Genomic DNA, 14,056 nt, shown 5'->3' on the forward strand with positions numbered 1-14,056 from the left:
TCGGCGGTGACCGAGCAGACCAGCGCCGGGGTCAACAGCCAGAAGGTCGAGACCGATCAGGTCGCCACCGCGATGAACGAAATGGCCGCCACCGTGCAGGAAGTCGCGCGTAACGCCGAAGAGGCCTCGGAGGCCGCCGTCGCGGCCGACCAGCAGGCCCGTGAAGGCGACAAAGTGGTCGGCGAAGCCATCGCCCAGATCGAGCGCCTGGCCACCGAGGTCGGCCACTCCACCGAAGCCATGGGCCATTTGAAGCGCGAGAGCGACAAAATCGGCAGCGTGCTGGACGTGATCAAGTCCGTGGCCCAGCAAACCAACCTGCTGGCCCTCAATGCCGCCATCGAGGCCGCGCGGGCCGGTGAGGCCGGCCGGGGTTTTGCCGTGGTCGCCGATGAAGTGCGCAGCCTGGCGCAACGCACCCAGAAGTCCACCGAAGAGATCGAGGAACTGATCGTTGGCCTGCAGAGCGGCACCCAGCAGGTCGCCACCATCCTGGACAACAGCCGCAGCCTGACCGACAGCAGCGTCGAGCTCACCCGTCGCGCGGGCGGTTCGCTGGACAACATCACCCGCACCGTCTCAGCGATTCAGGCAATGAACCAGCAGATCGCCGCCGCGGCCGAGCAACAAAGCGCCGTGGCCGAAGAGATCAACCGCAGCGTGCTGAATGTGCGTGATGTGTCCGAGCAGACCTCGGCCGCCAGTGAGGAGACCGCCGCCTCCAGCGTCGAGCTGGCGCGGTTGGGTACTCATCTGCAGATGCTGGTGGGTAAATTCAGGGTCTGATCGGTGGCACACGCGAGGCTGGCAACAGCCTCCCGGTTCAGGCATCGCACCCGCCAACCTGGCGAATGTGCTGCGCCAGGGCCGCGAGGTCGTGGTTGAGCTCACCCTTGAAGTCATGGGACGAGATATAGCCTTCGTAGCGCTCGAAGAACTTGTCGACGTTGGAACTGATGGGTTTGAAGGCGCTGGAGTCGCCCGTCCCGTGCATGGGGAAGAGCTTGGCGTGCAAATGGTCGATGCCATAGCCTTCCAGCATCAAGCCCGTGCGGCCAACGTCCGGCAGCGCGCGGTCGATCAGCAGCGCGACTTTTTTCGCGGCGATCATCAAGCCTGACAACACCTCATCCGACTGGGCGAACGCGTAGCTGCCAACGTGCTGCCGGGGCACGACCACCGAGAAGCCCGGTGTATTGGGACGGCTGGAGAGGAATGCCACGTGGGCTTCGTCCTCCCAGATCAGGTGCATGGGTGCCTGGCCGGCGAGCATTTTGCAAAAGATACAGTCCATGTTGTTCAAGCCCGTCCGTGGAGTCCTTGATAAACGTTTCTGCCGACCAGTTATTTAGTCGCGCCCTTACAAGACCTGACGCAAGAACGCCTGCGCCCGTGGATCCTTCGGCGCATCAAAGAACTCGGCTGGCGAAGCATCTTCCAGCAACTTGCCGTGATCGAAGAACAGCACCCGGTCCGCCACTTCGCGGGCAAAGCCCATTTCGTGCGTCACGCAAACCATGGTCATGCCTTCCACAGCCAGGGTCTTCATCACGTCCAGCACTTCGCCGACCATTTCCGGGTCGAGTGCCGAGGTCGGTTCGTCGAACAGCATGACCTTGGGCTCCATGGCCAGCGCCCGAGCGATTGCCACCCGCTGTTGTTGGCCGCCGGACAGGCGCGACGGGAACTCGTGGGCCTTCTGCGCAATGCCGACCTTCTCCAACAGCGCCATGGCCTTGGCTTCGCGCTCCTTCTTGGCGCGCTTGCGCACGACCTTCTGCGCCAGGCACAGGTTCTCCAGCACGGTCATGTGCGGGAACAGGTTGAAGTGCTGGAACACCATGCCGACTTCACGCCGGTAGGCATTCACGTCGGTTTTCGGGTCGGCCAGTTGCAGGCCGTCGATGCTCACCGAGCCGGAATCGAACTCTTCCAGGCCATTGAGGCAGCGCAAGAAAGTCGATTTGCCGGAACCGGACGGACCGATGACCACCAGCACCTCGCCCTTGGCCACCTGGGTGGTGACGTTGTCCACCGCGCGAACCACCTGGCCACGGGTGTCGAAGACTTTTATCAGATCGCGGACTTCAATCACTTTGCGCGAGCCTCCGCTCAAGCCGGCTGGCCATTTTCGACAGCGGCAGGTTGATCAACAGGTACAGCCCGGCCACGCAGAACAGGATTTCGAACGGCGAGAACGAGGTGGTGATGACTTCACGGCCACTCTTGAGCAGCTCGGTGATGGCGATGACCGACACCAGCGAGGTGTCCTTGACCAGGCTGATGAATTGCCCGGCCAGTGGCGGCAGCACCCGCTTGAATGCTTGCGGCAGCACCACATGGCGCATCGACTGGCTGGCATTCAGGCCCAGGGAGCGCGCGGCTTCGTTCTGCCCACGGGCAATCGACTGCACGCCCGATCGAATGATCTCGGCCACGTAGGCCCCGGTGAACAGCGACAGCGCGGCAATCCCGGCGAACTCGCGGGACAGGTTGAGCACCGTGCCGATGAAGAAGTAGAAAATGAAGATCTGCACCAGCAGCGGCGTACCGCGCACCAGCTCGATGTAGACGATCGACAGGTCGCGCAGGGTCGGGTTGTTCGACAGCCGACACAGGCCGGTTGCGAGACCGATCAACAGCCCAAGCACACCCGAGACCAGCGACAGCCACAAGGTTGTCCACAAGCCCCACAGCAGCGGTCCTGCGGCCCAATGCCGGGTGACACCGATCACATCGCCTTCGGCCACATCGTCGCCACGGGCCACTTGCAGGCTGTTGTCGTCGACCGTCAGCACTTGCTCGGTGCCGGCGTCGTTGCGCAGGGTCACCTCAGCTTTGTCACCTTTGCGCACCAGTTCGCTGACGGTGGAGATGTCGGCGGCACGCTGGGTGTCTTCGGCGTGATAGGCGAAGTACTGCGGCACGCGGTTCCAGCGCCATTCGTAGGACATCAGCGAGGTGGCGTAGTACAACGCGCCGGCCATGCCGACCAGCACCAGCACGGTCAGGACGTGCCAGGGCCATTGGGCTTTTTTATGTTTCATTGCGGGTTCCGGGATGTTTGTTGCCTGTCAGGCCGTCATCGCGGGCAAGCCCGCTCCTACAATGGTCCAGGTGAGCAGCATTTTTGTGTCCAACGCTGAACCTGTGGGAGCTGGCTTGCCAGCGATTGAGGCGACTCGGTCTATCTGACCAAGCCTTATTCCATGTCTTTCTGCCAAGCGGTGTCTTTGAACCACTTGTCATGAATACGATCGTAGGTGCCGTCTTCGTGGATCTGGTGCAGGAAGTTGTTGATGAAGTTCAGGCTGTCGTAGTCGCCCTTCTTCAGGCCGAAAGCCAGTGGCTCGTAGGTGAACGGCTTGTCGAGGAACACCAGCTTGCCGTTGCCGACCTTGTTCACTGCCACCACGTTGTACGGTGCGTCGTAGACAAAGGCGTCAGCCTTGCCGTTGACCACGTCGAGCACACCTTCCTGTTCGTTGTCGTAGCCGTGGTACTTGGCTTTGGACATCAGCTTCCTGGCGACCATTTCGCCCGTGGTGCCGAGCTTGGAGGTGATCCGGTAGTCGGCGCTGTTCAGGTCTTTATAGGACTTGATGGTGCCTTCCAGCTCCTTGCGGATCAGCAGCGTCTGGCCGACCACGATGAAGGGTTCGCTGAAGTTCAGGCGCAGGTTGCGTTCCTGGGTCAGGGTCATGCCGCTGCCGATCATGTCGAACTTATCGGTCAGCAAGGCCGGGATGATGCCATCGTAACCGGTGGATACCAGTTCCAGCTTGACGCCCATGGCCTTGGTCATGGCTTTGAGCAGATCGACTTCGAAGCCAATGATTTCGCCGCGCTTGTTGGTCATTTCAAACGGCATGTAGGTCGGATCCATGCCGACTTTCAACGTGCCACGCTTGACTGCATCGTCGATGGCGCCGGCCTGCGCCGCGTTGACTGCTACCAGTGCCGAGACGCCGAGCATCAGCATCGAGAGATACTTCTTCATCATCAAAGTCCCCAATCTTTTTGTAGTAAGGCGCGCAATCGAACGCTTTTTTGTGGAAAACGGCCGATACGGACACAAAGGTTGTCCGGGCACACCAAAGAAGGGAGCGATGCTAACGCACTCGGCCGTTTGCACAAGTGGTTACGAAGTTTCAGGCAAAAAAAAGCCCCGCGGATCGACGGGGCTTTTTCATCAGGCCGGTTGTGCCTGCAAGCTCAAGGGCTTGAGCGGCAACAGCGGCGCATGGGGGTCGGCTTTCACCGAAGCCCGCCAGGCGTCCAGCCAGTCGGCGTGGCCTTCGCTCCAGACCTGCTCATGCAGGCGAGCCAGGGCGACCGGGTCGCTGAGCAACTGCAGGCGCTCATGGTTGTTCAAGCCGGCCGGGCCGACTTTCAACGCGTGGCGTACCCGCTCGGTGCGCAACCACTCGATCGGCTCGGCCTGACCGTGACGCGAAGTCGCCAGCGCACACGCCAGGGCGTTCTGCTGCGGGTCGACCACGGCGCGGATGAAGCCGTCGTTCAGGGCGTGCCAGCGGTTCTCGTGGGTGTACTGGTCGGTTGCCAGCAAGGCCTGTGGCGGATTGTATTCCTCAGGAATCAGGAACAGGCTCTCGTCACGGGACTTCAGGCCCAGGCCCACACGGCTGGAGATCACCGACACCGGGATCGACAGCATCAACGAACCGACGATCGGCACCAGCCACCACAGGAAGCTCGGGTTCAGCCAGATCACCAGCAAGGCCCAGAAGAAGCCCAGCAGGGTCTGCGGACCGTGACGCTTGACTGCCTCGCTCCAGGGCGTGGAGTCATCGTCACGCTGTGGCGAGTTCCAGGTCGCGGCCCAGCCGAGGAACGCGGCGAGCACAAAACGGGTGTGGAAAATCATCCGCACCGGCGCCAGCAACATGGAGAACAGCATCTCCAGGAGCATTGACAGGGTGACCTTGAACTTGCCGCCGAACTCTTTCGCGCCCTTGGCCCAGATCAGGATGATGCTCAACAACTTCGGCAGGAACAGCAGCACGATGGTGGTCGAGAACAGCGCGATGGCCTTGTCCGGGTGCCATTGTGGCCACAGCGGATACAACTGGCGCGGTTCCAGGAAGTACTGCGGCTCCATCAGCGTGTTGACCGCCAGCAGCGCCGTCGACAGCACCAGGAAGAAGAACCACAGCGGTGCCGACAGGTAGGACATCACGCCCGTCAGGAACACCGCACGGTGCACCGGGTGCATGCCCTTGACCAGGAACAGGCGGAAGTTCATCAGGTTACCGTGGCACCAGCGACGGTCACGCTTGAGTTCGTCCAGCAGGTTGGGCGGCAGTTCTTCGTAGCTGCCCGGCAGGTCGTAGGCAATCCACACGCCCCAGCCGGCACGGCGCATCAGCGCGGCTTCAACGAAGTCGTGGGACAGGATGGCACCGGCAAACGCGCCTTTACCGGGCAACGGCGCCAAGGCGCAGTGCTCGATGAACGGCTTCATGCGGATGATCGCGTTGTGCCCCCAGTAGTGGGATTCGCCCAACTGCCAGAAGTGCAGGCCGGCGGTGAACAGCGGGCCGTAGACCCGGGTGGCGAACTGCTGCATGCGCGCATACAGGGTGTCCATGCCCGACGCCCGTGGCGCGGTCTGGATGATCCCGGCGTCCGGAGTGGCTTCCATCAAGCGCACCAGGCTGGTCAGGCATTCACCGCTCATCACGCTGTCGGCGTCGAGGACCACCATGTACTTGTAGTCACCCCCCCAGCGACGGCAGAAGTCGTCGAGGTTACCGCTCTTGCGTTTGACCCGACGGCGACGGCGGCGATAGAAGATCTTGCCAAAGCCCTTGGCTTCGCGGCAGACATCCAGCCAGGCTTGTTGCTCGGCGACACAGATATCGGAGTCGTTACTGTCACTGAGGACGAAGAAATCGAAACGATCGAGATCGCCAGTGGCGGCCACCGATTCGAACGTGGCGCGCAAACCGGCAAATACCCGGGGCACGTCTTCGTTGCAGATCGGCATCACCAAGGCGGTGCGGGCATCTTTGGGAATCGGCTCGTTACCGGCACTTTTACCGGAGATGCGGTATTTATCGTGACCGGTCAGCAGCTCGAGAAAGCCCATCAGCGCGGTCCAGAAACCGGCCGAGACCCAGCAGAACAGAATCCCGAACAGAATCAGGATGCTGGTCTGCAAGGCGTATGGCAGCACTTGCGTGGCGGTCTGCATCAGCGGTTGATGCAGGACTTCGTTCAGGTCGACGAACGACCAGCCCTGGTACGGCATGATGCCTTTCATGTACCAGCCGGCAACGATGGTCTGGCCAAGCATCAGCACCAGCAGGATGTAGCGGCGAATCGAACCGACGGTGCGCCAGCGCGCGGCCGGCAGCACACGTTCATCCTTGGGCGGTGCCGGCGGATTGGTGCGACCGGTCAGCCGACGCCAGCCGCGCACCAGGATATTGGTACGCCACGGCTCGGGCACGACCTTGGTCCGACGGATCGGCGGGGTGGCTTTCAGGCACACCCGGCCGCTGGCGTCGAGCACCAGCATCTCGGCCTCTTCCAGCTCCTCGGCGGAGTTGAGGGTCAGGCGACGGCCGACCGAGGCCTGTGCGGCCTCGCTCGGTGCGTCGAAGGTCGACGAGGACAGGCGTTCATGCAGTTCGCTGAAGGATTTGCAGCCCGCCAACTCGGCGCGCTGCTCATCGGTCATCGGCAAATGCGCCAGATACTCGCTGAGCGACTCTGGCTGTGCTTGGGAATTACTCATCGGCAGGCAACTGATAGCTCCAGGTCTCGGTCAAGACTTCTTCAGTCGGCGCCGATTCCGGTGTGGCTGGGGCCGCTTCGGCAGCAACTGGCTGCTTGGCGTCTTTGTTGTCCTTGGTCTTGCTCTCGGCAGCGGGCTTGGCGTCAGCCTGTTTGGCGTCCGCTTGCTTGGCTTCTGCCTGCTTGGCTTCCTTGTCCGCTTTCTCTTGCTGCTTGGCGGCCACTTTGTCGGCCTTGGCCACCGAGGAATTGGAGCTTGGCAGCGAAGTCTTGGTCAGGTCCGCCGGCACGATGGGCTGCACCAGGGCCGCACGCATCTCGGTCGACTTGCTCGGGTCCTTGATCTTCATCCGCAGGGTCAGGCGCCAGCCCTTGGTTTCAGGGTTGTAGCGCACGCTGTTCTCGACCAGCTCGGCATTGTCACCCACGCTGACCTGGCTACGAACGTCGGCCTCCGGCGGCAGGGCCGCCAGGGATGGACCTTCGAAATCCACCAGGTAGGCAACACTGCCATCCGGCTGACGGATCAGGTTGGACTGCTTGACGTCGCCGGTGGAGCGCAGGGTCTGGCTGACCCACGCGCTATCCGGGGCGTGCAGGGCTGCTTCGTCGATGGTCCAGTGCAGGCGATAGGCTACATCCAGTGGCTGGCCAGGCTCCGGCAGTTTTTCCGGGCTCCAGAAAGCCACGATGTTGTCGTTGGTTTCGTCGGCGGTAGGAATTTCCACCAGGTCGACCGAACCCTTGCCCCAATCACCTTTTGGCTCGATCCAGGCACTTGGGCGCTTGTCGTAGCGGTCGTCGAGGTCTTCATAGTGGCTGAAGTCGCGGCCACGTTGCAGCAGGCCAAAACCACGTGGGTTCTCTACCGAGAAGTTGCTCACGGCCAGGTGTTTCGGGTTGTTCAGCGGACGCCAGATCCACTCGCCGTTGCCGGCATGGATCGCCAGGCCGCTGGAGTCGTGCAGCTCGCGACGGTAGTTGAGGACCTTCGATGGCTGGTTGGCGCCGAACAGGAACATGCTGGTCAGCGGGGCGATGCCCAGCTTGCTGACCTTGTCACGCAGGAACATCTGCGCCTTGACGTCGACAATGGTGTCGCTGCCAGGACGCAGGGTCAGGCGGTAGGCGCCGGTGGCACGTGGCGAATCCAGCAGGGCGAAAATCACCAGGTGCTTGTCGCCCGGCTTCGGCTGCTCGATCCAGAACTCGGTGAAACGCGGGAATTCTTCACCCGACGGCAGCGCGGTATCAATCGCCAGGCCACGGGCCGACAGCCCATAGGTATGGCCCTTGCCGACGACGCGGAAATAGCTCGCGCCGAGCATGGTCATGATTTCGTCTTGCTTGTCGGCCTTGTTGATCGGGTAAAGCACACGGAAACCGGCATAACCCAGTTGTTCGGTGGCCTTGGGATCAAACTTGACGTCGCCGAAATCGAAACGACTTGGGTCGTACTTGATCTCTTCGACGGTGTTTGCCGTGATTTCGTTGATTTTCACCGGCGTATCGAAATGCATGCCCTGGTGATAGAACGACAGCTTGAACGGGGTCTTTTTATCGGCCCATTCAGCTTTTTCGGTCAGGAAACGAATTTTTTGATAGTCGGCGAATTTCATTTCGCGAAATTCGTTCGGCAGATTGCTGCGCGGAGCCTCGTATTTCTGCCCAGCCAGCTCTTTTGCCTTGGCCGACACATCGTTCAGATTGAATGCCCAAAGCTGGCCGGCGCTGAGCAGGCAAAACAGGGCAGAGCCTGTCGCCAGTGCGTTTTGTAACCGTTTGGCAGACAATTTTGGTGCAGTACAGGGACTAACAATCACGAGCAACCCTCGCCGAAAACAGATCAAAAAACCAACGGCCAGCTATCTATATGCCAGGTTGGCGAGCATTGTTCCGACTCCGATGGGGCAAAATGATTCCCCAAACGGTCGTGAACAAGTCTCTACCTAAGTCAAAAATGGGCCAACGAACGCTGATCCCCGTAGCGCGGGATTATCTAGTAGCCCGCGTTACAACGCATCAGGGGTAACAAAGTATTTATTGCGAAAAACCCCTGTTTCACCCCGAAACAGCCCTGAAAAGATGTTTCAAACGCTTTCAGGTCTGCAACAGGAAGGTCACCGGGCCATCATTGACCAGATGCACCTGCATATCCGCGCCAAATCTGCCTGATGCCACATTGCCATGCAACTGCTGTGCTTTGCCTAATAAATAGTCAAAAAGCTCTTCGCCCAGTGCCGGAGGGGCAGCGGTCGAAAAGCTCGGGCGCAGGCCATTTTTGGTGTCGGCGGCCAGGGTGAACTGCGAGACCAACAGCAACCCCCCGCCGACATCGACCAAGGACAGGTTCATCTTGCCCTCGGCGTCGCTGAATACCCGATAGTTAAGCAGCTTCTGCACAAGTTTGTCGGCGCTGGCCCGGGTATCGTCGGGTTCAACGGCCACCAGGACCAGCAAGCCCTGGTCGATCGAGCCGACAACCTCCCCCGCTACCTCGACGCGCGCGCCACGCACGCGCTGCAACAGGCCCTTCATGCTTCTTCAGGCGGCAGGTCGAGCAGGCGCCGCGCCATCTGGTTGGCAGCCCGCACCAGGGCATCGGTGATACCCGGCTCGGAGGCAGCGTGCCCGGCGTCGCGGATCACCTGCAGTTCACTGTTGGGCCAGTTCTGATGCAACTCCCAGGCATTGTCCAACGGGCAGATCACGTCGTAGCGGCCATGCACGATGACGCCAGGCAGGTGGGCGATCTTGCCCATGTCGCGAATCAGCTGGTTGGGTTCCAGGAAGGCGTTGTTGGTGAAGTAGTGGCATTCGATCCGGGCAATCGACAGCGCGCGTTGCGGCTCCGAGAAGCGATCGACCACCAACGGATTCGGGCGCAGGGTCGCGGTGCGGCCTTCCCACAGCGACCAGGCCTTGGCCGCATGCATCTGGGCAATCTGGTCGTTGCCGGTCAGGCGCTTGTGGAAGGCGTTGAGCAGATCGTCGCGTTCGTCCTGGGGAATCGGCGCGATGTAGTCCTGCCAGTAATCCGGGAACAGACGGCTGGCGCCGGCCTGGTAGAACCATTCGATTTCCTGCGGGCGGCAGAGAAAAATCCCGCGCACAATCAGGCCGTGCACGCGCTCTGGGTGGGTTTGTGCGTAGGCCAGGGCCAGGGTCGAACCCCAGGAGCCACCGAACAGCACCCACTTGTCGATGCCCAGGTGCTGGCGAATCCGCTCCAGGTCGGCAACCAGGTCCCAGGTGGTGTTGTTTTCCAGGCTGGCGTGCGGGGTCGAACGGCCGCAACCACGCTGATCGAAAGTGACAATGCGATACAGATTCGGATCGAAGTAGCGCCGGCTCTGCGCATCGCAACCCGCCCCCGGGCCGCCATGAATGAACACCACCGGCAAACCTTCCGGTGATCCGCTTTCGTCGACGTACAGGGTATGGGTTTCATCGACGGCCAGATCGTGCCGGGCGTAAGGTTTGATCTGCGGGTACAAAGTCTGCATTGCGCGCTCCGTAAGGGGTCGAGGTCATCCCTGGGGGGACTTCTATTATTCTGCCGTTGGGCATCATAAACCCGAATAGCGCAATGAGCATGTCCCTGAAGAAAATACGGTTTTTGCGACGCCTGCGTGGGCGCTGTCGCGGGCAAGCGGAGCACCGCCCGGCCGGCTCCCACAGGAATTTTTTATTGGGGGGGCAAAATCAGCCAGCACCCAAATTCACTGTGGGAGTGAGTCGGGTTATGCGCTATAGCGCTGCCGCCCCCAGGCCAACATCCCTTGCAGCAGTTGCTTGAGCACCACCTGGGTCGGAGCGGCCAGGTCGGGGCGGTAGCGGAACGGCTCGAACTCTTCCATATAGGTGCACTGCCCCAACTCCAGTTGCACCGCATGAATGTTTTCGTCCGGGTTGCCGTAATGACGGGTGATGTGGCCGCCCTTGAAGCGCCCGTTCAACACGTGACTGTAATCGCTGTGGCCAGCACAGATCGCTTCCAGCTCGGTGGCCAGCGTCGGATCGCAACTGGCACCGTTGAAGGTGCCGAGGTTGAAGTCCGGCAGCTTGCCTTCGAACAGGTGCGGGATCACCGAGCGAATCGAGTGCGCGTCGAACAGCATGGCATAGCCGAACTCGGCCTTGAGCCGCGCCAACTCCTGCTGCAGCGTGCGGTGGTACGGGGTCCAGACCTGCTCCAGATAACGTGCGCGCTCCTCGGCAGACGGCTCCAGCCCTTCGCGGAACAACGGCACGCCGTCGAACAGGGTCGCCGGGTACAGGCCGGTGGTCGCGCCGACGTACAGCGGCTTGTCGTCGGACGGACGGTTGAGATCGATAACGAACCGCGAATACTCCGCCGCCAGGGTGCTGGCGCCCAATTCCTGGGCGAACTCGTAGAGTGTCGGAATGTGCCAGTCAGTGTCCGGCAGGCTTTGCGCGGCGGGGATCAACCCGGCCTCGACGGCTGGCGTCAGGCGCACACCGGCGTGCGGCATGCTGATCAGCAGCGGCACCCGGCCTTGTTGGAAGTTCAGAACCTTATCCACAGCTGCTCTCCTAAATCTCGACTTCAACGCCGTGACGCACGACGCGTTTTTCCAGGTCACCACCCAACCAGTACGACAGGTCGGCCGGACGATCGATCTGCCAGGCGACGAAGTCGGCAACCTTACCCACTTCCAGCGAACCGTGGGTGTCGGCCATGCCCAGCGCCGTGGCGGCGTGGATTGTCGCGCCAGCCAAGGCTTCCTCCGGTGTCATACGAAAGCAGGTGCAGGCCATGTTCAGCATCAGGCGCACCGACAGGGCCGGCGACGTGCCGGGGTTGAGGTCGCTGGCGATGGCGATTTTCACGCCGTGCTTGCGCAGGGCATCCATCGGCGGCAACTGGGTTTCGCGCAGGAAGTAGAACGCCCCAGGCAGCAGTACGGCTACCGTACCGGCCGCGGCCATGGCGATGGCGTCGTCTTCGGTCATGAACTCCAGGTGATCGGCCGACAACGCCTGATAACGCGCCGCCAGGCTGGAGCCATGCAACGACGACAACTGCTCGGCGTGCAGCTTCACTGGCAGACCCAGCTTCTGCGCGGCGATGAACACCCGCTCTACCTGCGCCGGCGAGAACGCCAGGTATTCGCAGAACGCATCCACCGCATCCACCAGCCCTTCAGCCGCCAGGGCCGGGAGCATCTCGTTGCAGATATGCTCGATGTAGTCGTCGCTGCGATCGGCGTACTCCGGTGGCAAGGCGTGGGCCGCCAGGCAGGTGGTGCGCACGCTGACCGCAAACGCCTCACCGAGGCGCCGGGCGACACGCAGCATCTTGCGCTCGCTGGCCAGGTCCAGACCGTAGCCAGACTTGATCTCGATGCTGGTGACGCCGTCGCGCAGCAGGCTTTTCAGGCGCTTGGCGGCACTGACGAACAGTTCGTCCTCCGTTGCGGCACGGGTCGCGCGCACGGTGCTGGCGATGCCCCCGCCGGCGGCAGCGATCTCGGCATAGCTGACCCCTTGCAGGCGCTGCTCGAATTCGCCACTGCGGTTGCCGCCAAACACCGTGTGCGTGTGGCAGTCGATCAGGCCCGGGGTCACCCAGGCCCCCGCGAGGTCATGGACCTCGGGGTAATAATCCGACGGCAGCTCGCTACGTGGGCCGATCCACTCAATGTGCGCACCTGACGTCACGATGGCGGCATCCTCGATGATCGAGTAAGTGCCTTGGGCCATGCTTGCAACGTGGCAGTGTTGCCAGAGAGTTTTCATCCCAGGCCTCCGTTAGGTTATCGATGGGACATGGAAGGGTCGCGACTCACCTCGACCGCCGTTGGGGCAGCCGGCTTGACCCACAATTTATAGGCAATCACCAGCAAGACGATCCACACTGCACCGACTACCAGCGCTGCCTGGGTGCTCGGGAAGTAACCCAGCACACCAAACACAAACAGCATGAACACTATCGCGGCCGCCGGCGCATAAGGCCAGAACGGTACCGGGAATTTCAGCTCGGCGACTTGCTCGCGGGTCATCGAACGACGCATGGCCACTTGGGTCACCAGGATCATCAACCACACCCAGACGGTGGCGAAAGTCGCGATCGAGGCGATCACCAGGAACACATCCTTGGGGATCAGGTAGTTCAACACCACGCCGCCCAGCAACGCTGCGCCCATGACCACCACGGTCATCCACGGCACGCCCTGTTTCGACAGCTGGGAAAACCCCTTGGGTGCGTGGCCCTGCTGCGCCAGGCCGTACATCATGCGTCCGGCACCGAAGATATCGCTGTTGATCGCCGATACTGCCGCCGAGATCACCACGATGTTAAGCACAGTTGCCGCCGCGCCGATGCCCAGGCTGTCGAAGATCTGCACGAACGGGCTGCCCTGGCTGCCAATCTGTGGCCATGGGTAGATCGCCATCAACACAAACAGGGTCAGCACGTAGAACAGCAGGATCCGCAGGGGCACCGCATTGATCGCCCGTGGAATCACCCGTTGCGGGTCCTTGGCTTCACCGGCAGTGATACCGATGATCTCGATGCCGCCGAATGCGAACATCACCACCGCCAGGGAGGCAATCACACCGCCGATGCCATTAGGCATGAAACCACCGTGGGCCCACAGGTTGCTCAGGCCGGGAGCCGTTTCAGTGCTGGCCGTGCCGATGCCGAAGAGCATGATGCCAAAACCGCCGAGAATCATCGCGACGATGGCGGCGACTTTCAGCAGCGACAGCCAGAACTCCATCTCGCCGAAGACCTTGACGTTGCACAGGTTCAGCCCGCCGATCAGCAGCACGATGCCCAGCACCCAGATCCAGCGCGCGACTTCCGGGAACCAGAAGCCCATGTAGATGCCGAAGGCCGTGACGTCGGCCAGGCAGACGATGATCATCTCGAAGGCGTAGGTCCAGCCCAGGATGAAGCCGGACATGGGCCCCAGGTAGGTGCTGGCGTAATGGCCAAAGGAACCCGAGACCGGGTTATGCACGGCCATCTCGCCCAGGGCGCGCATGACCATGAACACCGCTGCGCCACCAATCAGGTAGGCCAGCAGCACGGCCGGCCCGGCCATCTGGATGGCCGAGGCGGAACCGTAGAAAAGCCCGGTGCCGATCGCCGACCCCAGTGCCATGAAGCGAATATGTCGGGCGGATAGCCCGCGTTTCAAGCCTTTGTCTGGCTGTTGCATTGCTCGTCCCTATTATTTTTGTCGAAGCAAATCGATTCGCAGGCAAACCTGCTCCCACAGGTTCAGCGCAATCTTTGTGGGAGCCGGCTTGCCCGCGATGGGGC

12 protein-coding genes are annotated in these 14,056 nt (G+C 61.7%); 1 reads left to right on the forward strand and 11 read right to left on the reverse strand.

All coding sequences use genetic code 11. The features are described 5' to 3' along the window. Positions 1–72: 72 nt before the first annotated feature. Complete coding sequence (locus tag ACM6IP_RS17495; RefSeq protein ID WP_371917580.1) at positions 73–786, forward strand: methyl-accepting chemotaxis protein; 714 nt, start codon at positions 73–75, stop codon at positions 784–786. A gap of 37 nt (positions 787–823) precedes the next feature. Here the strand turns inward: ACM6IP_RS17495 and ACM6IP_RS17500 are convergent, their stop codons facing one another. The 11 genes from ACM6IP_RS17500 to ACM6IP_RS17550 form a co-directional block, all read right to left on the reverse strand. Further along, positions 824–1,294, reverse strand: a complete 471-nt coding sequence (locus ACM6IP_RS17500; RefSeq protein WP_095167303.1) for an HIT family protein — start codon at positions 1,292–1,294, stop codon at positions 824–826. Between the two features lie 66 nt (positions 1,295–1,360). Continuing rightward, positions 1,361–2,095 carry an amino acid ABC transporter ATP-binding protein gene (locus tag ACM6IP_RS17505; RefSeq protein WP_095167305.1) on the reverse strand — a complete coding sequence of 245 codons (735 nt, stop codon included), beginning with the start codon at positions 2,093–2,095 and terminating at the stop codon, positions 1,361–1,363. Then, complete coding sequence (locus ACM6IP_RS17510) at positions 2,088–3,047, reverse strand: amino acid ABC transporter permease (protein WP_095167307.1); 960 nt, start codon at positions 3,045–3,047, stop codon at positions 2,088–2,090. The genes ACM6IP_RS17505 and ACM6IP_RS17510 overlap by 8 nt, the downstream gene beginning before the upstream one ends. A gap of 155 nt (positions 3,048–3,202) precedes the next feature. Further along, complete coding sequence (locus tag ACM6IP_RS17515; RefSeq protein WP_095167516.1) at positions 3,203–4,000, reverse strand: transporter substrate-binding domain-containing protein; 798 nt, start codon at positions 3,998–4,000, stop codon at positions 3,203–3,205. 192 nt (positions 4,001–4,192) lie between these two features. Next, positions 4,193–6,763, reverse strand: a complete 2,571-nt coding sequence (gene mdoH / locus ACM6IP_RS17520) for a glucans biosynthesis glucosyltransferase MdoH (protein ID WP_095167309.1) — start codon at positions 6,761–6,763, stop codon at positions 4,193–4,195. Next, positions 6,756–8,528, reverse strand: a complete 1,773-nt coding sequence (locus ACM6IP_RS17525; protein ID WP_371917581.1) for a glucan biosynthesis protein G — start codon at positions 8,526–8,528, stop codon at positions 6,756–6,758. Before ACM6IP_RS17525 ends, mdoH begins: the two co-directional genes overlap by 8 nt. A 334-nt stretch (positions 8,529–8,862) precedes the next feature. Then, positions 8,863–9,300, reverse strand: coding sequence for a D-aminoacyl-tRNA deacylase (dtd, locus tag ACM6IP_RS17530; RefSeq protein ID WP_159993236.1), 438 nt, complete (start codon positions 9,298–9,300; stop codon positions 8,863–8,865). After that, positions 9,297–10,268, reverse strand: a complete 972-nt coding sequence (gene pip / locus ACM6IP_RS17535; protein WP_095167312.1) for a prolyl aminopeptidase — start codon at positions 10,266–10,268, stop codon at positions 9,297–9,299. The genes dtd and pip overlap by 4 nt, the downstream gene beginning before the upstream one ends. A 237-nt stretch (positions 10,269–10,505) precedes the next feature. After that, the gene (gene hutG / locus ACM6IP_RS17540) at positions 10,506–11,309 is read right to left on the reverse strand and encodes an N-formylglutamate deformylase (protein ID WP_414861956.1); all 804 of its coding nucleotides are present in this window, start codon (positions 11,307–11,309) and stop codon (positions 10,506–10,508) included. A 10-nt stretch (positions 11,310–11,319) separates the two neighbouring features. After that, entirely contained in the window at positions 11,320–12,525 is a 1,206-nt protein-coding gene (hutI, locus tag ACM6IP_RS17545; protein ID WP_414861957.1) for an imidazolonepropionase, read from the reverse strand. Positions 12,526–12,542: 17 nt separating this feature from the next. Next, positions 12,543–13,952 (reverse strand): amino acid permease, encoded by a 1,410-nt coding sequence (locus ACM6IP_RS17550; protein WP_414861958.1) that lies wholly within the window; start codon positions 13,950–13,952, stop codon positions 12,543–12,545. Between the last annotated feature and the right edge of the window lie 104 nt (positions 13,953–14,056).

The sequence above is a fragment of the Pseudomonas sp. IT-P176 genome (assembly GCF_949767245.1).
In the GTDB taxonomy this organism is placed as follows: domain Bacteria; phylum Pseudomonadota; class Gammaproteobacteria; order Pseudomonadales; family Pseudomonadaceae; genus Aquipseudomonas.

Excerpts from the sequence above, each read along its gene's own strand:
- hutI (WP_414861957.1), bottom strand. The coding sequence starts at position 12,525 with ATGAAAACTCTCTGGCAACACTGCCACGTTGCAAGCATGGCCCAAGGC.
- pip (WP_095167312.1), bottom strand. The coding sequence starts at position 10,268 with ATGCAGACTTTGTACCCGCAGATCAAACCTTACGCCCGGCACGATCTG.
- ACM6IP_RS17510 (WP_095167307.1), bottom strand. The coding sequence starts at position 3,047 with ATGAAACATAAAAAAGCCCAATGGCCCTGGCACGTCCTGACCGTGCTG.
- ACM6IP_RS17550 (WP_414861958.1), bottom strand. The coding sequence starts at position 13,952 with ATGCAACAGCCAGACAAAGGCTTGAAACGCGGGCTATCCGCCCGACAT.
- ACM6IP_RS17495 (WP_371917580.1), top strand. The coding sequence starts at position 73 with ATGAACGAAATGGCCGCCACCGTGCAGGAAGTCGCGCGTAACGCCGAA.
- mdoH (WP_095167309.1), bottom strand. The coding sequence starts at position 6,763 with ATGAGTAATTCCCAAGCACAGCCAGAGTCGCTCAGCGAGTATCTGGCG.
- ACM6IP_RS17515 (WP_095167516.1), bottom strand. The coding sequence starts at position 4,000 with ATGAAGAAGTATCTCTCGATGCTGATGCTCGGCGTCTCGGCACTGGTA.
- dtd (WP_159993236.1), bottom strand. The coding sequence starts at position 9,300 with ATGAAGGGCCTGTTGCAGCGCGTGCGTGGCGCGCGCGTCGAGGTAGCG.
- ACM6IP_RS17500 (WP_095167303.1), bottom strand. The coding sequence starts at position 1,294 with ATGGACTGTATCTTTTGCAAAATGCTCGCCGGCCAGGCACCCATGCAC.